This window comes from Acinetobacter sp. P1332 (assembly GCF_044057475.1).
Lineage (GTDB): Bacteria > Pseudomonadota > Gammaproteobacteria > Pseudomonadales > Moraxellaceae > Acinetobacter > Acinetobacter johnsonii.
The window spans coordinates 1,481,165-1,501,651 of sequence record NZ_CP171157.1 but is presented as its reverse complement, the minus strand read 5'-3'; the positions used below and the strand labels follow the sequence as shown (position 1 = coordinate 1,501,651).

The following is a 20,487-nucleotide window of genomic DNA, read 5'->3' as shown; positions in this document are numbered from 1 at the left end:
CTCCCCTATGCCGAACTTAGATTTGAATCTGATCGTCCTCTTGATCCTGCTGGCTTGTGGTATTTTCAGTCACAACTCTGCGGTAACCATTGCTGCTGCAGTACTCATTATTTTGCGGATGACACCACTGAGTGAATACTTCCCACTCATCCAACAACATGGATTAAATATCGGGATCATCATTTTAACCATTGCAGTTTTAGTGCCGATTGCAAGTGGTAGAATTAGTGGTGAAAGTATTTTTAAATCTTTTTTAAGTGTCAAATCATTACTTGCCATCGCCATTGGTGTTTTGGTTGCATGGCTAGGCGGGCGCGGCGTAAAACTGATGTCAAACCAACCCGATGTTGTTGCAGGCTTACTAGTCGGAACCGTTGCAGGAGTGGCTTTACTACGTGGCGTTCCAGTCGGCCCACTCATTGCGGCTGGGTTACTTACCCTAATCATTGGTACAGGACAGCCCTAGCCTAGCGAATACAAAAAAATCCAAATTCTCAAGCTAGGCTGGATTGATCTGTATTTGCTGCCTTTAAATTTGACTTCTTTTTATAGAAAGTCCACTCAATATAGCGCTATGAATAAATATTCATCGTGTAGAACCTTCAGAGTTCATATGAATATACGCTTGCTTAGTTCACTTATAACTTTTTTGAACAACCAAATTTTAATGTGATAAAGAACGTATAATACTTTTCATTTTCTCGTCTATTTATGTCCTCTCAAGAAAATAGCATCCCACCAACGAGTCACTTATCTGTCATTATTTTGGCATTAGCACTCGGTGGTTTTTGTATTGGTACGACTGAATTCGTTGCGATGGGACTCATCCAAGAGATCTCACAAAGTTTCAATCTCAGCATTCCTGTCACAGGGCATTTTATTAGTGCCTATGCTTTAGGTGTGACTATTGGCGCACCTGTGATTGCCATTTTGGCCGCAAAGGTTCCGCGTAAAACGCTCTTAATTGGCCTCATGCTGTTTTATGGTATCGCCAATGCCAGTACAGCACTCGCAAACAGCTATGAGTCTATGTTGGTCTCACGTTTTATTGCAGGTTTCCCTCACGGCGCTTACTTTGGTATTGCCGCTTTGGTGGTTGCAGAGTTTGCTGGAAAACAAAAGCGTGCTTCGGCAGTCGCCATGCTCATGATGGGGCTGAATGTCGCGACCGTGATTGGTGTGCCTTTTGCGACATGGCTGGGTCAGCTGTATGGTTGGCGGGCAGGTTTTGAGTTTTCTGCATCTATCGCATTTTTGACTGTGGTCGCAATTTGTTTTGGCCTACCCAAAATGCAACTGGATCACACAGCCAGCATTCAAAATGAGCTGCGTGGACTTAAAAATACACAAATGTGGCTCACGCTTGCTGTCGGTGCAATTGGATTTGGTGGGCTGTTTTCTGTCTATAGTTATGTATCACCTATTTTGACTGAATATACCCATGCTAGCATTCAAGTCATTCCGTTTGCACTGGCATGTATTGGGCTCGGGTTGGTCGTCGGCGGTGTTGTCGCAGGACACTTTGCCGATAAAAACTTAAACAAGGCGATTATTTGGGTCTTAGTTTCCAATGCCTGCTCTTATGTACTTTGTGCCCTGTCTATGGATCACCTTGCCACTGCTTTTATTGCACTCTTCTTGGTTAGCTTCAGTATTGCAGGCTTGGGGCCTTTACTACAAACCCGCTTAATGGATGTCGCTGGTAATGCACAAGGCTTAGCAGCTTCGCTGAATCATTCTGCATTTAATATTGCCAATGCTTTTGGTGCTTTTCTGGGCGGCTGGTTAATTAGCCAAGGTTTAGGTTGGCTAGCTCCAATCTGGGTCGGAGTTTTACTAAGTTTAGGTGGGCTGATTATTTTATTGTTGGCTTTTCAGCATGAGAAAAAGTTGATATCCGCATGTAAAAGCGATTCAAATCAGACTTGTTAACCCCCAATAAATGACTTTATCTAAAACAATAAGCGTGCGTAAGAACTCAATCGTATTGTTATGCACGCTTTTACAATCCATCATTCAGATTAATGTCAGATCATTAAAAATCTTAATGGCATTTTTTTTAAACTCTAAATTTTATTCGATACGCGATAACGTCATCCGCAAGCTGCGGTAAGAATAAAAGCAAAGCTTTTATTTGCAGCCCAAGGCGATGTAATCGCCTTTAATATGGACTGTTTGTTCAAATGACCAATGTGTTTCTTTTGGCGAAAAAAAGAACTCCAAAATTGAACTTAAAAACGGTGAGACTCCGCAGTTAAGAAGTTCAATACGAAACACCTTAACTGACTGGCATAATCATTCAGGTAGCTTTTTCCCGCAGTGTGGACAATAGGCATATTGCTCACGCTCTTGCCTTAAAGATTCTTCTTTTTGTTCACGAATGAGCTGTAAAATAATATCGTGTGTTTGCTCTTTGGTCAGCCCAACTTCTTTACGAACTTCTTCAATTTTTTCTGTCTCCAAGACAAAATCAATATCGCTATTTTGGATTAGTTCTCGAAATCTGAGTTCAAGTTTTTCTTTACGCTGCTCAAGTTCATTGGCCAAACCATTCGCCAAAATACCCGCAGGTAATGCCGCTAAACCTACACCTAAGATAGTAATAATCGCACCAAGAAAGCGTCCTAACGGCGTAATAGGTGTCACATCGCCATAACCGACGGTGGTCAATGTAACCACGGCCCACCACATTGAAGCAGGAATGGAACTGAAAACTTCAGGTTGTGCCTGACTTTCAATCAAATACACCCCTGCAGCCGCCATAATGATCATAATCATTAAGATGAAAATAACCGCTTGAAATGAGCCTTTTTCACGCTCAATGACACGTAATAAAATTTGTAGAGAGACAAAGTAGCGGGTGAGCTTGAGAAGTCGGAGCAAACGAACAATTCTTAAGAATCGTAAGTCGAACTGAACAAAGAAGTTTAAATAGGCAGGTAGAATAGCCAAAAGGTCGATAATCGCCCCACCACTTTTGACCCAATTTAGACGGTTTTTCCAATCCGACTCAAAACTATTAGATTCAGCAATTGACCAAAAACGTAAAAGATATTCGACGCTAAAAACGATAATAGAAAAGATTTCAAAATAATAGAAAAAGTCTTGATACAACACATAGTACTTTTGCACCGACTCCAGCAAGACCGCAGCAGCATTACTCATAATCAGTGCAATGAGAAAATAGTTTAACCCTCGACTTAAGGGCGTCTCATAATCCTCATTATGCAAATTGTTATAAACAAATTTGCGAAGCGTGTACCAAGCTGTCAATTTCATTACGATTCTAAGTTATTCTTATCCCTTAAAATTCAGTTTAACTGAAGTTCTGGGCAAAGTAAGTAAGAAATTTCTGCACGAAATGTCCTAGTTTTAAGATGTTATTCAATATATAACAGCGCTAAACGAACTTGGTCATAGCCCATACGTGGATTTGTCAGTTCCACAATAGGACGAAGCTTAATCGCACCATCTTCGCTAAAGTGTTCTGTTTGCTGACGCTTCATTAAGCGTTTATAAATTTTCCGCACTTGCTCAACTACTTCTTCTCCAGGATGTGCCACGGAAATATCCAAGCCTTGCTCTTTATGCAACTTTGCCAAATGGTTGATAATAGTTGCAGCCGTCAAACCGCGCTCTTGTGCGATATCTGCAATTTCATAACCACCTTCAAACAATTCACGTGTTTCATCAAGTGTTGCAGAAGCATAGTTGGCTTTACCTGCATTACGGGCAATTTTCTTTTCATTCCGCTCAATCTCAATTTCATTGAGCGTTCCGCCACAGTGACGGATAAATGCCTTGTGCTGCGGGTCAAGATCAACGGCCTCGAAATGTGTCTCGGCTTCATCGGACAGTTCTTGGAAGCGACGGTCTGCCTTAATGGCAAGACTATCTAACTCCAAAGCTTGTTCATTAAATCCTAGTAACCTTAAACCATCCAAAGTCTTTAAGCGCGACAAAGCCACATAGCCCTGTCCTTTTTCAAAAGTATGACTAAGATTAATTTCCGCTGCCGCCAAAGTCATCCCTTGTGACTTATGGATGGTAATGGCCCATGCCAAGCGCAATGGAATTTGCTGAAAACTGGCAATCGTTTTTCCCGCATCATTGTCCACTGACCATGTTTCAGGCTCAACTACAAGTACCGTGCCATCAGTCAGTTTGACTTTAGGCAAGATCCCAAAGTCATCATCTTCTTCAAAGCCCACCACTTCGCCTAAGCTACCGTTGATATATCCCACATCAAAGTTGTTCTTTACAAACATCACTTTGGCATTTTTCTTGAGGGTTAGGTTTTCAGGTGCTCGCACAGAAGACTTTAAAGTTTCAATAAGCTTGTCATTGCCATCACACACCGCCTCAAACTGTCGACCTTCATTTTCAATTTCATTCAAATGTTTGAAGTTGATGGTGTCCACGTCCATATTATGCGTATATAAACGTGTAAAGATTTCTCCAATATCTTGCTGACGTGTAGCTTGTAAAGCCTGCAAGTGCTGAGAGTTAATACTCTGACTGCGGATGGCATTTAAAATATCATTGAGATAATCATTGCCCTGACGGTGCTGCTCAGTCAAATAACACACACGAAACTTGGCTTCGACCCAAGCATCAGACATAAAACAGAATTTATCGCGGTTGCGTTCTTCATTTTTACCAACTGGCGGTAACTGAAAGAAATCACCAGCAACAATCACTTGAATCCCGCCAAATGGCTCTTGACTTTCTTTAAAGAACTTAAGGACTTTATTGACCAAATTGAGTTGCTTGGCATGTAACATCGAAATTTCATCGATGATTAAGACTTGGGCATTCTCTAAATGCTCTTTTAAATATTTACGTTCTTTCATGCGTTTGAGTTCATCTTCCCCCAACGCATCTTTAATTCCAATACCAGCCCAAGTATGAATAGTCATGCCATTCATATGCGTTGCGGCAATACCTGTAGAAGCAGTAATCGCCACAGGCACTTTGCGGGCTTTTAAATAGTTAATATATTGGTTCAGCGTATAGGTTTTTCCTGCACCAGCGGAACCGGTTAAAAAGACATTTTCGCCCGCTTTTAAGAGTTTGAGTGCAGTTTCTTGCTTCATAAGACCTATACCATTGATGAACGGCTATAGCCTACCGAGTTTTTGCAAAAAAGTTAAGCAGATCTCGTCACACAGTAAATGATGTGCGACAAATTAAGTCCATTGTTGTTTAATTTTTAAGAGCTGGGTTATTAGTTTTGGTTCAGCATGGCAATGAATTGTTCAGCGACGACAACATCATCCGGTAGCGCTTTTTGGTTGTTTGGATATTCAAGCTGATCAAATAACAGTTGCCCTGCAATATAGTGACAACCGAGCGTCAAATGCCGCTGTGCGTCGGTATGACTCATATGAAATGCAGCATATTCGCGCACAATAATTCGCTCGGCAAAACTGGCTGCTAAACAATGTTGAAAGCGACGTGACTCTGCAATGATACGATCCATATCTTTGAGCTCCTCAAGCACCCAACTCTCAATAAAATAATAAGCTTCATGACTGATCGGTTGCCATGAGACATAACCAAGCTTTCGTTTCAGTTCCGCAAGCAGCTCTTGGCTATGCAATTGATCATGCCACTGCACAGCCTGATGAAATAGGCTCTTCCACGTGACATTTTTTAAAATCTCCTTTTGCGTCTCGAAATGTTCAGGCAAATAATCGCGCACATATGCATCAAACACCGAAACTCGTAAAGGGGGATGATTTAAATAAAACAACTGTCTAAAGCTTTCAATATACAGTTTATGTTGCTTTAACTGAAGATAAAAATCACGGTGTTGTTGCTTATCTTCGCTAAAATAAGTCACTAAGTCTTCTGGGAGTTTCTGCGCAATTTTATCTAGATGCTGAATATAGGCCTGCATTACACGACTCAATTTTGTGTAGACCCGTTTCCCCCGTTCGGGCTGTTGTTCGACCACACGGCGCAGCAGTTCGAGCCATTCATCTAAATACAAAATAGATGGGCTGATCGCTATCCGCTGATCATCCATATCTTGGCGTCTATTTTTTAAGACCACATGCTGGTTGGCCTCCAGCTCAAACCAGTGCTGTTGTAAGGCATACTCATAGCAACTTTGTATAAATAAGCGAGCCGCAACATGTTGGAAGTACTTTAAAGTCGTGACAATAATCTCAGGATGATAAGACTGAGTATCGAGATAACTTAAAGCCGTTACGGCAACGCGTATACTACTGTGCTGAATATTTTGACTAACCCAGTCTGTCACCACCGCTTTTTGTTTGAATAACCAATTTACGGTACGGCTTTCATCAAAAATCGGGAGTTTAGCGACCTTCTTTTGCCATGTCTTGGTCTCAGTTTTTAAAAAATGCCGCTTAGACAACAAATCACGCGATGTCCAAAAATCCCGATGCATAAGCCGCACAAAGCCAAGCATATGGGGCTGCTCTTTAGCATGCGGATACAACAAATGAATGTCGTGCGTATGATCCATCAACTCTTGTAAAGAAAACCGTTCAGGAAATGCCGTTTGTATAATGCGATAAACATGTGGTTCTAAGAATTGATTGGCACTGCAACACAGCTCATCATAACTATTCATCAACGACTGTAAGGGTAAAATATCTTCCGCCTGATCTACATCTAAGTTGCATAAGCGCTGCAACTCGGCCAGCAAACTTCGCTCAGAGGTTGGATCATCTGTATTGAATTCAACTTGCTGGCACAGCTGTTGAAAGAGTTCTGATTGCGTTTGCCGTATTTCAGTCAAAATCGTTTGCACGCGACTCGGCCCATCGAACAAAACAAACACCTGCTGAAGAATCAGCTGACGCAACTGTTTAACTTTATTACGCAAATACAAAGAATGTTGTGGGGACTGATCACCCACTAAAAACACAATGTCGTGTAAACAAAACTCTTCGAGTGCTTCCGCATAGTGCCCTTGATAGATAAACTGTGGAACACACAGCTCCGCCTGTTCCGTCGGTATATAAAACTGAATATGAAAACAATGATTTAAAATTTGAATCCGTTGTTTTTTTACGTCGACACTTAAAACGTTTTGCACATTGAGTGTGGAAAGAAAAGCGGCCTGCTCGTGATAAAGCTGCTGAATACTCGGAACAACTTGTCTTAACTGTATAGCAAGACTTTGATATTGCTTAAGCTTATCGTTTTTCTCCACGGCTGGCCCTCTTTGAATTTGGCTATTTTCACCACAACTTCAAAACCAATATAAACAAATCCTGAACCACAGGCTATGCCTTTTATCGATAGCCATTTTGTTCGGTGAAGCCATTTTTCCTCATTCCCTTACTCATGGTAGGTATTTGGTAGGTACACAAGTTTTTGGAATCATTCAATACTCTAAAAACGGTAATGAGCACCGATAACAACATAAATAATGGTAGAAGGAATCGCACCATGGCTTTTAAAAATATTGCAGATCAAACGAACGGTTTTTATATCCCTTGTGTTTCACTTTTTGGCCCAGGCTGTGCCAAAGAAATTGGTGGCAAAGCACAAAACCTCGGTGCAAAGAAAGCGCTGATTGTGACCGACGCAGGTTTATTTAAATTTGGCGTAGCCGACACCATTGCAGGATATCTCAAAGATGCAGGTGTTGATAGCCACATCTTCCCAGGTGCAGAACCGAACCCAACTGACATCAATGTCCACAACGGCGTGACTGCGTATAACGAACAAGGTTGTGACTTTATTGTGTCCTTAGGTGGTGGTTCTTCCCATGACTGCGCTAAAGGTATTGGACTCGTGACTGCGGGTGGCGGTCATATTCGTGACTACGAAGGAATTGATAAAAGTACGGTTCCAATGACTCCTCTTATTGCCATCAACACCACGGCAGGTACAGCATCAGAAATGACGCGCTTCTGTATTATTACCAATACAGATACGCACGTAAAAATGGCAATTGTAGACTGGCGCTGCACTCCACTGATTGCAATTGATGACCCTAAACTGATGATTGCAAAACCTGCAAGCTTAACAGCAGCAACAGGTATGGATGCCTTAACCCATGCGGTAGAAGCTTATGTTTCAACAGCGGCAAATCCAATCACCGATGCCTGTGCTGAAAAAGCCATTTCGATGATTAGCGAATGGTTAAGTCCAGCAGTTGCGAACGGCGAAAACTTAGAAGCACGTGATGCCATGAGTTATGCACAATATTTAGCAGGTATGGCATTTAATAATGCATCACTAGGTTATGTCCATGCTATGGCTCACCAACTCGGTGGCTTCTATAACCTACCTCACGGCGTATGTAATGCAGTCCTACTCCCACACGTCTGTGAGTTCAACTTAATTGCCTGCCCTGACCGTTATGCACGTATTGCTGAACTGATGGGAGTTAACATCACAGGTTTAACTGTGACAGAAGCTGGATATGCTGCCATTGACGCGATTCGTGAACTATCTGCATCGATTGGTATTCCATCGAGCTTATCTGAACTGGGTGTGAAAGAGCAAGATTTGGGTGTTATGTCTGAAAATGCGCAAAAAGATGCCTGCATGCTGACGAACCCACGTAAAGCAAACCATGCTCAAGTGGTCGACATCTTCAAAGCTGCACTCAAATCTGGTGCTTCAGTGGTCGATTTTAAAGCAGCGGTATAAGTTCTCTCCTTAACTTTTAGTTTGCTTTGACAATTTAAGTGGAATGAAACAGACGTCCATACTGTTTCATTCAGGTAAGCCTAATCCTTGCTTACCCGTGCACTTAAATTGTCTTTTTTTATTTGTGGTTGACAAAGTTTTGCACTTCATCAAGGATAAGAAAACTCATGACAATAACAACCAGAGCAAATTATGTCAGAAAATCAAACTCATCCTGCGTATACACCTGATGTCCTCGGCGAAGGCTATGAACAATTAAAACTCAGTTTCCCAGACGATTATGAAGGTGCAGTCTGCGCAACCCTCGTGCGCAAAAAAGCCCCGAAAAATACTCAAAAAGCTGTGCTGTATATCCACGGCTTTATTGACTACTTTTTTCAAACCGAAATGGCTGAACAATTTAACCAACATGGTTATGATTTTTATGCGCTGGATTTACGTAAATACGGGCGCTCTTATTTAAGTCATCAAAAATACTACAATGTCCGTGATCTCAGCGAATACGATGCTGAAATTACCCAAGCCTTAGAGATCATTGGCAATGAAGGCCATACTACGGTGCTGCTTGCAGGACACTCTACGGGTGGCTTAATCACGACTTTATACGCTGCACACAATCCTAAGCATCCGCTGATCAAAGCACTTTGGGCCAATAGCCCTTTTTATGATTTTAATATGCATCCCATTAAGCGCAAACTTGGCGTGCCGCAGCTCAGCCGACTCGCAAAGCATTTTCCTGACATCAAGTTTCCAAGTGAACTGAATAAATGGTATGTACCGAGCCTGCATCAAAACGAGCATGGTGAATGGAACTTTGATTTGGAGTGGAAACAACCAAGCTACTCTATGGTTCGCATCAGCTTTGTACGTGCAATTCATGAAGCACAGAAAGAAATTCATCGCGGTGGTTTAAAGCTCTCTGTTCCTGCACTCATTATGCATTCACATCAAACGCTTAACCCGAAGAAATGGGGCCTAGCCGCGCAAACCAGTGATGTGATTTTAGATGTTAAAGACATTGAAAAGCAGGCTAAAAATTTACAAGGTGACGTCAGTGTCGTGACCATTCAAAACGGTTTACACGACTTAGTACTCTCCGCACCTGAAGTTCGTACCGAAGTTTATACTAAGCTGTTCCAATGGCTCGAGCAAAAAATAGTGTAAATATACCTTTCCAACACAATTAAGAATTCTTAAATTTTATATTTCTCAAGTAGCTGATGCGCAGGATGTCCATTCGGTGTCAGCTCAATGAGTCGCTCAACAGCATCAATCGCCTCTGGGTAACGTGCGACATGTTTAAACAACATATCGGTTTCATTGGCTTTAAAAATCGCACTGCTTAAACGTGACTCCAAACAGTCGCGCCATGCACATAGAAATGGACTTTCCGTTTTAGGCAGTAAAACACCTGAACAAAGTTTTAACGCGGTTTCGATATATGCAGCATCTAAGGCTTGCTCGGCTTGTAAAAAATCGGCCTCGATATGCGCCAAAATTCGATAGGGACGAGATCCCAACATACCACCGAGCAAGTCACGCAGTTGTGACATTTCGGCCTTAAGTGTTCCCACACTTACCTTGCGCTCACCATATAAGGCCTGATGCAAAGTGTCTAAAGTCATGCCCTGTGGGCACAGCGCTAAGATGGTCAGAATTTCAATTTGTCGCGGTGTGAGCACCATCACTTTGCCATTGAAATGTACTTGCGGCACACCAAAAGCACGGATATATAACTGTTGACGCTGATATTCTAACAGTGCCGTTTGGATGATAGATGCACAGCGCTCTGCTGCGAGTAGACCAAGGCTATTATGATTTTTCCATGTGGTGGATAAATCAATCACCCCAAGGACGTGTTTTGAGTAAGGGTCGATGATCGGCGCCGCATAACAGACCCAATCATGGATGGAGCTCATGTAGTGTTCATTTGAAAAGACACAACTGGACTGTTGCGTTTTTAAGGACAAGGCCAATGCATTGGTCCCCACCAATTCCTCTCGCCACTGCCCGCCTTCAACAAAATGTACACTTTCTGCCGCATTACGCATTTGTCTGCTGGACGCACTCCAAATAATCGTACTCCCAATATCGCCTACAGCGACCACCATCGAAGACTGTTGTGCAATATGTCTTAGTTCATCTGCGCAGTAACTCAAAGCATGTTGTAGCGCTGAACCTTGTGACATAGAACCTTCAGAAATGGGCGCAGCAAAGCGATCTTTTGGAATTTCTGCGGAGTTAGAGCGCTGCCATGAACTTGCAATACTTTTTCCCAGTTGTTCAGCTTGTACCGTCGAAATACTGCTACTGGTTCTAAGCTTTTCTATTTCTTGTCTTTTCTGTATTAAATGTTGCATTGCCATCATTCCTTATTCTCAAAACAATTCCTGATATACGTCCACTGTATTACTTGGTTGTAAACATTTGTCAAAGGCTTGTAAACCTCCTTCCTTCCAACCTTTTTCCAACCTTATATTAGTTATGCTACTTAAATATTGTACAGATGTACCTTATACCAAAGCTGTAGATGCTTTTAAAAAATCAATAAGCAAAGGAACTTCAATATGCGCTATGTAGACCCTAACCAATCTGGTTCTAAAGTAGAATTTAAAGCACAGTATGACAACTTTATTGGTGGCGAGTGGGTTGCTCCAGTAAAAGGTGAATACTTTGAAAATATCTCTCCTGTCGACGGTAAAGTTTTTACAAAAGTCCCTCGCTCATCTGTAGAAGACATCGAGCTTGCACTGGATGCTGCGCATAAAGCCAAAGAACAATGGAACAAATCTTCTCCTACTACACGTTCAAATTTACTCCTTAAAATTGCAGATCGTCTAGAACAAAATCTAGAAAAATTGGCTGTGGCTGAAACATGGGACAATGGTAAACCGATTCGTGAAACGCTCGCAGCGGACATTCCTTTAGCCATTGACCATTTCCGCTATTTCGCAGGCTGTATCCGTGCGCAAGAAGGCGGCATTTCTGAAATTGATGAAGATACTATTGCCTATCACTTCCACGAACCATTAGGCGTGGTAGGACAAATCATTCCATGGAACTTCCCAATTTTGATGGCGACATGGAAAATTGCTCCTGCACTTGCTGCGGGTAACTGTATTGTTTTAAAACCTGCTGAACAGACCCCTGCGAGCATTTTGGTTTTAATTGAACTCATTCAAGACTTACTACCACCCGGTATTTTAAACATCGTCAACGGTTATGGTGTTGAAGTGGGTCGTCCACTCGCAACCAATCCACGTATTGCTAAAATTGCATTCACTGGCTCTACTGCTGTGGGTCAAATGATCATGCAATATGCCACTGAAAACGTAATTCCTGTAACGTTGGAATTAGGTGGTAAGTCTCCAAACATCTTCTTTGAAGACATTATGGATCAAGACGATGAGTTCTTAGACAAAGCCCTTGAAGGTTTTGCCATGTTTGCACTTAACCAAGGTGAAATTTGTACATGTCCATCACGCGCTTTAGTTCAAGAAAGTATTGCAGATAAATTCCTTGAAATGGCAGTTGAACGTGTGAAACGCATTAAAACGGGTCACCCGCTCGATACAGAAACGATGATTGGTGCGCAAGCTTCACTTGAACAACAAGAGAAAATTTTGGGTTGTATCGCAACAGGTCGCGGTGAAGGTGCACAAGTACTGACAGGTGGTAGTGAGCGTAATGAAGTGGGTTCTGGTTTCTATATTGAACCAACCATTTTCAAAGGCACCAATGACATGAAAATTTTCCAAGAAGAAATTTTTGGACCTGTACTTTCTGTGGCAACATTCAAAGATTTTGACGATGCGATTAAAATTGCCAACGACACTATTTATGGTTTAGGCGCTGGTGTATGGTCACGTTCAGCACATACCTCTTACCGTGCAGGTCGTGCAATTCAAGCGGGTCGAGTTTGGACCAACTGTTACCACATCTACCCTGCACATGCCGCTTTCGGTGGTTATAAAAAGTCAGGGATTGGTCGTGAAAACCACAAAATGATGCTCGATCATTACCAACAAACTAAAAACTTACTTGTGAGCTATGCAACTAAGCCTATGGGCTTCTTCTAAGCACTTAGTCTATTCATATATAGTTCTCTATGTGTTTAGGGTGATTCGTTACCCTAAACATTTTCTCTATCAACCATCAACCATCAACCATCAACCATCAAAACAATAATTCAAAACTGTGTCATATAAACATTAGACAGGACGTCTAGTCGCTTGGTACTGAAATTGCATAAATATTGCATCCATCAAGCCATCTATAAAAACTCAAGATATGGAGCTTCATATGACCGATTCTCCCATTAACAGCTCAACGACTCCACTCTCTACTTCAACTGTAAGCACATCTGACGACTATTTTGAAAAAAGGCAACTGAAACAAGGTGCTGTAGGCTGGCTATTATTAGGGTCTGTTGACATTTACTGTTCATAATTAAACCTATAAAGGTAGCCATAAAAATATACAGGCTAAGGCAACAGCACTTTGATAATTTCTTTTGAGCTTGTCATATCGAGTAGCTATTCCTCTAAATTGCTTTAATCTACAAAACATATTTTCAACTAAATGCCTGATTTTATATAAATACCAGTCCATATGATCATTGTTCGATTGGCTATTTATTTTCTTTGGTATATTCGCTTTTGTCCCTGTTTTTCTGATCTGTTCACGCAGTGGTTCTGAATCATAGCCTTTATCTGCGCAGACCACTTTTGTCTCTTTTAAGTCTAATGTTGATATTAAATCAGGTGCAACTTTGACGTCATGTGTGGTTCCATCGGTAATCATGAAATCAACAGGATTGCCATTTGCATCAACAATCAAATGTATTTTTGAGGAGTTTCCTCCTACACTTTTAGAAATAGATTGATTCGCTATACCGGCAGAATGTTGATGAGCACGTACGTGAGAGCCATCAATAAAAATCCACTCCATATCGGGGCATGATGCTAATAATTTGAATAATCTAAGCAACTTACCACTGCTTGACCAACGATTAAAACGTTTGAAAATAGAGTTTGATTGACCGAAATAGGAAGGAATATCTCGCCACGGACAGCCTGTTCTAATTCTATAGAGAATAGCTTCAATAAAATTACGTAAATTTGAGTTGTGATGAATAGATAAATTACGCAAAATAGTTTTCAACTTTTGCCAGTGTTGATCTGTCAGCATGGTACGAGGCATAGCGAATAGTAAAATTGGGTTTGGCGATTTGATTTTACTACTTCGCTATTTTTTAAGCTAAAAGTGTCAACACACCCTAGTCGGTTTAGGCGTGGCTTATGTCATTTCTGGCGACTTTGCTGGCTGGAACTTCGGTCTTGCTCAAGGTGGCTGGGGCGGTATGTTTATCGCAACGGTTGTCGTAGCCATCATGTACTTATGCATGTGCCTGTCTATGTCTGAAATGGCCACCATGCTGCCCACTGCGGGAGGTGGCTATAGCTTTGCGCGTACCGCATTTGGCCCATTTGGTGGCTATCTCACTGGCACGGCGATTTTAATTGAATATGCCATCGCCCCTGCGGCTATCGCATGCTTTATTGGTGCCTACTGCGAGGCCTTATTTGGTGTCGGTGGATGGATCATTTATCTCATCTGCTATCTGGTTTTTATGGGTATTCATCTTAAAGGTGCAGGTGAAGCCCTCAAGATTATGTTTGTCATTACCGCCATTGCAGCCGTCGCTCTTTTTGTCTTTATCATCGCAATGGCGCCACATTTTAACAGCGCCAACTTATTTAACATTGCACCAACTGAAAATATCGGTGCAAGTAGCTTCCTACCGATGGGTTATATCGGCATTTGGGCGGCCGTACCCTATGCCATTTGGTTCTTTTTAGCGGTAGAAGGTGTACCACTAGCAGCAGAAGAAGCCAAAGATCCATCCAAATCCTTACCACGTGGTTTGATCGGTTCGATGCTAATTTTGGCCGCTTTTGCCCTACTTATTCTGTTCTTAGGTGCTGGTGCTGCTGGCGCAGAACAACTTAAAGAATCAGGCGCACCCTTAGTTGATGCACTGGTAGCCGTCTATGGTCAAAACAGTTGGTTAGGCAGTTTTGTCAATTTTGTAGGTCTGGCAGGTTTAATTGCAAGTTTCTTCTCCATCATTTATGCCTATTCACGTCAAATTTTCGCCTTATCTCGTGCGGGGTATTTACCAACCTCGTTATCACTGACCAATAAAAACAAAGCGCCTTATTTAGCGATTATTATTCCCGGCATCATTGGTTTTTTATTGTCTCTAACAGGTGAAGGTGATCTGCTCATCCTGATGGCGGTATTTGGTGCGACCATTTCTTATGTCTTGATGATGCTTTCTCACATTAAACTGCGCATCAGCCGTCCAGAATTACATCGTCCCTATAAAACCCCAGGTGGAATTGTCACCTCATCGATTGCTTTGGTATTAGCCAGTATTGCGGTGATAGCTGGTTTTGTGGTGGATCCTAAAGTTTGGTTTATGGCCGCAGGCATCTATGCGCTATTTATTGCCTACTTTATTTTCCATAGTCGCCATCGACTCGTTCAAGGTACACCTGAAGAAGAATTTGAAAGTATTCGTAAGGCCGAACAAGACTTATAGAAGGACCTATAACATGGCTTATAAAACATTGATTGGACATCAGCACTATGTGTTTAATGATTTAAAAACTTTAATGGCAAAAGCAACCCCGCTGCGCTCAGGTGATCAACTTGCAGGTGTTGCGGCGGAAAATGCCACTGAACGTGTTGCCGCACAAATGGCATTGGCCGATGTTCCATTGAAGCAGTTTTTAACTGAAGCGCTGATCAGCTATGAACAGGATGAAATAACCCGCCTGATTATCGATGAGCACCGTAGTGATTTATTTGCACCAATTTCACATTTTACCGTAGGAGACTTTCGTAACTGGCTACTCAGTGAAGATGCGACTACGCAGAAATTACAACAACTTGCGCTCGGTTTAACCCCTGAAATGGTGGCTGCGGTGAGTAAGATTATGCGCAACCAAGACCTCATCTTGGTTGCAAGTAAATGTGAAGTCATCACCCAATTTCGCAACACCATCGGATTGAAAGGTCATCTCTCGACCCGTTTACAACCGAATCATCCGACCGATGATCTCTTGGGAATATCGGCCAGTATTTTGGATGGCTTGATGTATGGCAATGGTGATGCCGTCATTGGGATTAATCCTGCAACCGATAACCTACAAAATTTATCGGAGCTGCTCAAACTACTCGATCATGTGATCCAAGAGCATCACATTCCAACCCAGTCTTGTGTACTGACGCATATCAGTTCGGGGATTCAACTGGCTGAGAAAAATGTGCCGATTGATTTAATGTTTCAATCGATTGCAGGCACACAGCGCGCCAATGAAGGTTTCGGCATTAACCTTGAATTATTACGTGAAGGCTATGAAGCAACACTGGCTCTCAAGCGTGGGACTGTGGGACAAAATGTGATGTATTTTGAAACAGGTCAAGGCAGTGCTTTATCTAGTAATGCGCATCACGGCGTAGATCAGCAAACCTTGGAAGTCCGTGCCTATGCTGTGGCTCGTAAATTCAAGCCGCTGCTAGTGAACACTGTAGTTGGGTTTATTGGCCCAGAGTATTTATACAATGGCAAACAAATTATCCGTGCAGGCTTGGAAGACCATTTTTGTGGCAAGCTCCTAGGCTTACCTATGGGCTGCGACATTTGCTATACCAACCATGCCGATGCCGACCAAAACGACATGGATGTACTACTCACCCTATTCGGTACAGCAGGTCTGAACTTTATTATGGGCATTCCGGGTTCGGATGACGTCATGCTGAATTATCAAACCACGTCGTTTCATGATGCGTTGTATCTAAGGCAACTTTTGGGCTTAAAAGCAGCACCTGAATTTGATCTGTGGTTGGCTGAACAAGGCATCTTTAAACAACAGCAGCAGCACATTCTTTGGCCTGAGCATATCCCGCCACAATTTGAAAAACTTTTGCATATATAAGGAGCAGCTTATGTCACTTGTTCCTCTAGAAAATTATCAAACTGAACAGCATCAGGATGCTTGGGAAAACTTAAAGAAATTTACCGATGCTCGTATCGCCATTGGTCGTGCTGGTTGTAGTATCCCGACCCATGAACTGCTGAAATTTCAACTGGCGCATGCGGAAGCGCAAGATGCCGTACATCAACCTTTAGATGTCGAACACTTAGTTGCGAGTCTTAATACACTAGGTTTGGATAGTCTAACGGTACACAGTCAAGCTGAAAATAAGCAAGAATACTTAAAACGTCCTGACTTAGGTCGCCTGTTAAGTGCAGCTTCACAACATGGCTTAGAGGTTTTTAAAGCCAGTAACCCGCAAAACTATGATGTCTGTATTGTGATTGGTGATGGACTATCTGCACGGGCGATTGAAGAAAATGCAGTTCCTTTTATTCAGCACCTTATCCCGCAGCTGCAAGCAGAACACTGGAGCATTGCACCGATGGTTATTGCTACTGGAAGCCGAGTCGCTTTGGGTGATCCAGTTGCAGAGTGCCTACACGCGACTATGCTCGTGATGCTAATTGGAGAAAGGCCTGGCCTAAGCTCACCTGATAGTATGGGCATTTACTATACTTGGAAAGCTGCCTCGGGCACTTTGGATGCTAAACGGAACTGTATTTCAAATGTTCGACCTGCGGGCTTAAGCATTCTTGTTGCAGTACAACGACTAATGTCTCTGATGCGTGGCTCCAAGAAACTCGGCTACTCAGGTGTAGACTTAAAAGATGAACATGAAATGGTCAGTCTAGACACGGAACATACGCCTAAGCGTTTATTTTAATTTGAAGCAAATCAGCCGTTATTTTACGGCTGATCCTAAATAATGCGTTCTATTAACTTAGGTTTTTAGCTAGCTTTGTTTAGCGCTTGTTCTACAAAATGTAGGCGATCTTGGCCCCAATACATTTCATCACCCACAAAGAATGTCGGTGCGCCAAAAATGCCACGTTGAATGGCCTGTTCTGTTTCAGTGATCAGTTTTTGTTTCACAACATCCGACTGAACCATACTCATAATATCTTCTACAGAAAAGCCACTTGGTTTTAGCACTTCTGCCAAGACAGTAGGTTCATTCAGATTTTGTGGTGTACCAAACATCGCATCGAATAACAGTTTCAAAACTTGCTCAAACTTTTCTAGATGCAACAATTGAACGCCTGTCAAAATCCGCATTAGGGTTAAAGTGTTCATCGGGAAATGCGGATTCATTTGCATTGGGATCTGGTAATACTCCGCCCAGCGCTGCATATCTAAGATTGAATAAACCCCTTTGACGGGAATCTCTATCGGACTACGATTGCCTGTTGCTTTAAACACCCCGCCCAATAAAATAGGCTTATATACAATCTGAATCTCTTGCTGCTCTGCTATTTGCAGTAAACGATAGTAGGCCAAATAGCTATATGGGCTGCCTAAATCAAAATAAAATTCTACGCTTTTCATGCTTTGTCCTTTTACCACGTTTCCATCCAAGGTCTTAAATCTAACTCATGCGTCCATGCATCGCGCGGTTGCTGCGACAAATGCCAATAATTTTCTGCAATATGCACGGGATTTAATATGCCATCCTGTTCTTTGCGCGCGTACATGTCAGGAAAAGTGTCTTTAATAAAATCGGTATCAATTGCCCCATCCACCACCACGTGTGCCACATGAATATTTTTCGGGCCAAGCTCACGTGCCATACTTTGGGCTAAGGCACGCAGTGCATGTTTCGCCCCAGCAAAAGCGGCAAAGTTTGCTGCACCTCTTATTCCTGCAGTTGCACCCGTGAAAATAATGCTGCCGTGTTCACGCACGACCATACGCTTCGCCACTTCACGTCCAGTCAAAAACGCACCGAAGCAAGCCATTTCCCAAATTTTAAAATACTTACGTGCAGTTTCTTCTAAAATACTACATGGCACATTCGCCCCAATGTTAAACACTAAAACATCGATTTCACCAATATTGGCTTCAATTTCCTCTACCAAAGCGATGACTTGCTCTTCTTTACGTGCATCAGACGCAAAACCATATGCAAGGCCACCTTCGGCTTCTATTTCTGCAATTAAGGGCTGGAGTTTTTCGGCATTTCTTCGCGTCATGCAGGCGATGTATCCACCACGTGCAAACCGTTTTGCGATTTCGCCCCCTGTAGCATCTCCTGCGCCAATCACTAACGCGACTTTCTTTTTAGCATCAGTCTTTTGCAACTGCTGTTCTGGCTGTAATCCATCCATAAATATACTCCCTTTATAAAATAACGATCGTTATCATAACGATCACTATGTTATAGTTTTCAGCATCAGTCAATTTTATTTTGATGAAACTCCTATGCGCTATAAAACAGGCTATAAAGAAGAAAAACGTCAAGAGCTGCTTAAAATTAGTGCTCAACTGGCCAAGAAGCAAGGCTTTGCCAATACTGGCGTCGATGGTTTTATGAAAGCGGCTCAAATGACCAGCGGTGCTTTTTATTCGCATTTTTCATCAAAACATGAATTATTTGAAGCACTGATCCAGTCCGAGTTACAACACAGCTTTCAAGCATGGCAAGCCAATCCGCATGACAACCTCGAAGAGTGGATTGACTTCGAACTTGAACGTTATTTAGCGCTGTCTCATGTGCAACGTCCAGATCAAGGCTGTGTTATTCCCTCTCTTGCAGCCGAAGTAGCACGTAGTAGTGAAACAACAAAACTGTGTTTTCAACAGGAAATGCTTCGTGGTCACGCACTCTTTACACAACATCTAGGCAGTGAAACACAAGCTTGGGCGGTACTGTGTCAACTGGTCGGTGCAATCGTCATGGCGCGCAGCATGGCGGATGAACATCTACAAAGAGAAATTTTAAGCTCAAGCAAATGGATGATTAAAAACATGCTTCAGCTCAAGTAAAACCTTGGATTGAATTTATAGTTTTTTTCTACATATTTTCTGATTTATTGCCTTCAACTTCTACGCATTTCCCTGTACATTTTTACACTCCTTTAACCCCTGTGAACGAGCCAACTATGACGACACTACCCGATACCATTTACGCGATTCAGCATCTTGCTTTTGAAGATTTGGGTGCATGGGAAGATGTGTTATATCAATTGGGTTATCGGGTACGATATTTTGAAGCCGGCAAAGATGACTTAGCTAAAGCGTTGGATTACACAGGTCTAACTGTGATCTTAGGTGGACCAATTGGGGTATATGAAACTAAAGACTACCCTTTCTTACAACAAGAAATAGACTTACTAAAAGTTCGCTTAGAAAAGAATTTACCGACTTTAGGCATTTGCTTAGGTGCACAGTTGATTGCACATGCACTCGGTGCAAAAGTATATGCAGGTCATAGCAAAGAAATTGGCTGGAGTCAGTTACAGCTCAATGCCGTTGAACAGAACCCACTGCAAGCACTGGTAGAAACTGAAGTGCTACATTGGCATGGCGACACCTTTGAACTCCCTGCTCAAGCTGAACTGTTGGCCAGCTCAGAAGTTTATCCCAACCAAGCCTTTCGTGTAGGCAAAAATATTCTTGGCTTACAGTTCCATCCTGAGGTCGCAGCGGACGGTTTAGAAAAATGGCTAATCGGGCATACTGCTGAACTGCGTCAAGCGAGCATCAATATTCCCGCATTGCGTGCAGACAACCAACGCTTTGCAGCTCAACTAGAACATGCCTCTGGACAAGTTTTAGCAGCGTATTTAAAAGCACTGGCTTAATAATTCAGCCATAATCCGCTCAATGCGCCTATTGCTCTAACTTTTAAGTTTACAGCGGACATAAAAAAGCACCTCTGATAAGGTGCTTTTTGGTAGAT

Annotated in this window: 17 protein-coding genes and 1 pseudogene; 11 read left to right on the top strand and 7 right to left on the bottom strand. The window is 42.4% G+C overall.

Features of this window, described 5'->3' with window-relative positions:
* Positions 1-7: 7 nt before the first annotated feature.
* Positions 8-466 carry a DUF441 domain-containing protein gene (locus ACFN7Z_RS07365; RefSeq protein WP_004696797.1) on the top strand — a complete coding sequence of 153 codons (459 nt, stop codon included), beginning with the start codon at positions 8-10 and terminating at the stop codon, positions 464-466.
* Between the two features lie 245 nt (positions 467-711).
* Complete coding sequence (locus tag ACFN7Z_RS07360; RefSeq protein ID WP_005401136.1) at positions 712-1,932, top strand: MFS transporter; 1,221 nt, start codon at positions 712-714, stop codon at positions 1,930-1,932.
* 363 nt (positions 1,933-2,295) lie between these two features.
* On the opposite strand, the gene ACFN7Z_RS07355 is transcribed toward ACFN7Z_RS07360, so the two are convergent.
* From ACFN7Z_RS07355 to ACFN7Z_RS07345, 3 genes are all read right to left on the bottom strand, one after another.
* Entirely contained in the window at positions 2,296-3,279 is a 984-nt protein-coding gene (locus tag ACFN7Z_RS07355) for an ion transporter (RefSeq protein ID WP_004984887.1), read from the bottom strand.
* Positions 3,280-3,380: 101 nt separating this feature from the next.
* Positions 3,381-5,096, bottom strand: coding sequence for an AAA family ATPase (locus tag ACFN7Z_RS07350; RefSeq protein ID WP_058869752.1), 1,716 nt, complete (start codon positions 5,094-5,096; stop codon positions 3,381-3,383).
* Between the two features lie 131 nt (positions 5,097-5,227).
* Complete coding sequence (locus ACFN7Z_RS07345) at positions 5,228-7,189, bottom strand: hypothetical protein (protein WP_058869753.1); 1,962 nt, start codon at positions 7,187-7,189, stop codon at positions 5,228-5,230.
* Between the two features lie 239 nt (positions 7,190-7,428).
* Here ACFN7Z_RS07345 and ACFN7Z_RS07340 point away from each other — a divergent pair, with 239 nt between their 5' ends.
* Together ACFN7Z_RS07340 and ACFN7Z_RS07335 are read left to right on the top strand one after the other, a co-directional pair.
* Positions 7,429-8,640 carry an iron-containing alcohol dehydrogenase gene (locus ACFN7Z_RS07340; RefSeq protein WP_004984892.1) on the top strand — a complete coding sequence of 404 codons (1,212 nt, stop codon included), beginning with the start codon at positions 7,429-7,431 and terminating at the stop codon, positions 8,638-8,640.
* Positions 8,641-8,832: 192 nt separating this feature from the next.
* Positions 8,833-9,804, top strand: a complete 972-nt coding sequence (locus ACFN7Z_RS07335; protein ID WP_005401133.1) for an alpha/beta hydrolase — start codon at positions 8,833-8,835, stop codon at positions 9,802-9,804.
* Positions 9,805-9,833: 29 nt separating this feature from the next.
* Here ACFN7Z_RS07335 and ACFN7Z_RS07330 read toward each other — a convergent pair whose 3' ends face one another.
* Complete coding sequence (locus tag ACFN7Z_RS07330; protein WP_005401132.1) at positions 9,834-11,009, bottom strand: transcriptional regulator; 1,176 nt, start codon at positions 11,007-11,009, stop codon at positions 9,834-9,836.
* Between the two features lie 198 nt (positions 11,010-11,207).
* Here ACFN7Z_RS07330 and ACFN7Z_RS07325 point away from each other — a divergent pair, with 198 nt between their 5' ends.
* Together ACFN7Z_RS07325 and ACFN7Z_RS07320 are read left to right on the top strand one after the other, a co-directional pair.
* Positions 11,208-12,719 carry an aldehyde dehydrogenase family protein gene (locus ACFN7Z_RS07325; protein WP_005401131.1) on the top strand — a complete coding sequence of 504 codons (1,512 nt, stop codon included), beginning with the start codon at positions 11,208-11,210 and terminating at the stop codon, positions 12,717-12,719.
* A gap of 223 nt (positions 12,720-12,942) precedes the next feature.
* Positions 12,943-13,089, top strand: a complete 147-nt coding sequence (locus tag ACFN7Z_RS07320) for a hypothetical protein (RefSeq protein WP_395442658.1) — start codon at positions 12,943-12,945, stop codon at positions 13,087-13,089.
* 6 nt (positions 13,090-13,095) lie between these two features.
* Here ACFN7Z_RS07320 and ACFN7Z_RS07315 read toward each other — a convergent pair whose 3' ends face one another.
* Positions 13,096-13,842 carry an IS5 family transposase gene (locus ACFN7Z_RS07315; RefSeq protein WP_004782810.1) on the bottom strand — a complete coding sequence of 249 codons (747 nt, stop codon included), beginning with the start codon at positions 13,840-13,842 and terminating at the stop codon, positions 13,096-13,098.
* A gap of 76 nt (positions 13,843-13,918) precedes the next feature.
* Between ACFN7Z_RS07315 and eat the strand changes: the two are divergent.
* The 3 genes and pseudogenes from eat to eutC all read left to right on the top strand — a co-directional run.
* Positions 13,919-15,247 (top strand): annotated as a pseudogene (gene eat / locus ACFN7Z_RS07310) (ethanolamine permease); the annotation flags it as partial.
* 13 nt (positions 15,248-15,260) lie between these two features.
* Complete coding sequence (locus ACFN7Z_RS07305) at positions 15,261-16,646, top strand: ethanolamine ammonia-lyase subunit EutB (RefSeq protein ID WP_005401129.1); 1,386 nt, start codon at positions 15,261-15,263, stop codon at positions 16,644-16,646.
* Between the two features lie 10 nt (positions 16,647-16,656).
* Positions 16,657-17,472: an ethanolamine ammonia-lyase subunit EutC gene (gene eutC, locus ACFN7Z_RS07300; protein ID WP_005401128.1), complete on the top strand. Its 816-nt coding sequence runs from the start codon at positions 16,657-16,659 to the stop codon at positions 17,470-17,472.
* Between the two features lie 65 nt (positions 17,473-17,537).
* Here the strand turns inward: eutC and ACFN7Z_RS07295 are convergent, their stop codons facing one another.
* Both ACFN7Z_RS07295 and ACFN7Z_RS07290 read right to left on the bottom strand, forming a co-directional pair.
* Complete coding sequence (locus ACFN7Z_RS07295; RefSeq protein ID WP_010326878.1) at positions 17,538-18,134, bottom strand: 2-hydroxychromene-2-carboxylate isomerase; 597 nt, start codon at positions 18,132-18,134, stop codon at positions 17,538-17,540.
* Between the two features lie 11 nt (positions 18,135-18,145).
* On the bottom strand, positions 18,146-18,913 hold the full coding sequence (locus tag ACFN7Z_RS07290) for an SDR family oxidoreductase (protein WP_010326879.1): 768 nt from the start codon (positions 18,911-18,913) through the stop codon (positions 18,146-18,148).
* A 94-nt stretch (positions 18,914-19,007) separates the two neighbouring features.
* Between ACFN7Z_RS07290 and ACFN7Z_RS07285 the strand changes: the two genes are divergently transcribed.
* Both ACFN7Z_RS07285 and ACFN7Z_RS07280 read left to right on the top strand, forming a co-directional pair.
* The gene (locus tag ACFN7Z_RS07285; RefSeq protein ID WP_010326880.1) at positions 19,008-19,571 is read left to right on the top strand and encodes a TetR/AcrR family transcriptional regulator; all 564 of its coding nucleotides are present in this window, start codon (positions 19,008-19,010) and stop codon (positions 19,569-19,571) included.
* Positions 19,572-19,687: 116 nt separating this feature from the next.
* Positions 19,688-20,389, top strand: a complete 702-nt coding sequence (locus tag ACFN7Z_RS07280) for a glutamine amidotransferase (RefSeq protein WP_010326881.1) — start codon at positions 19,688-19,690, stop codon at positions 20,387-20,389.
* The last annotated feature ends 98 nt before the right edge of the window (positions 20,390-20,487 follow it).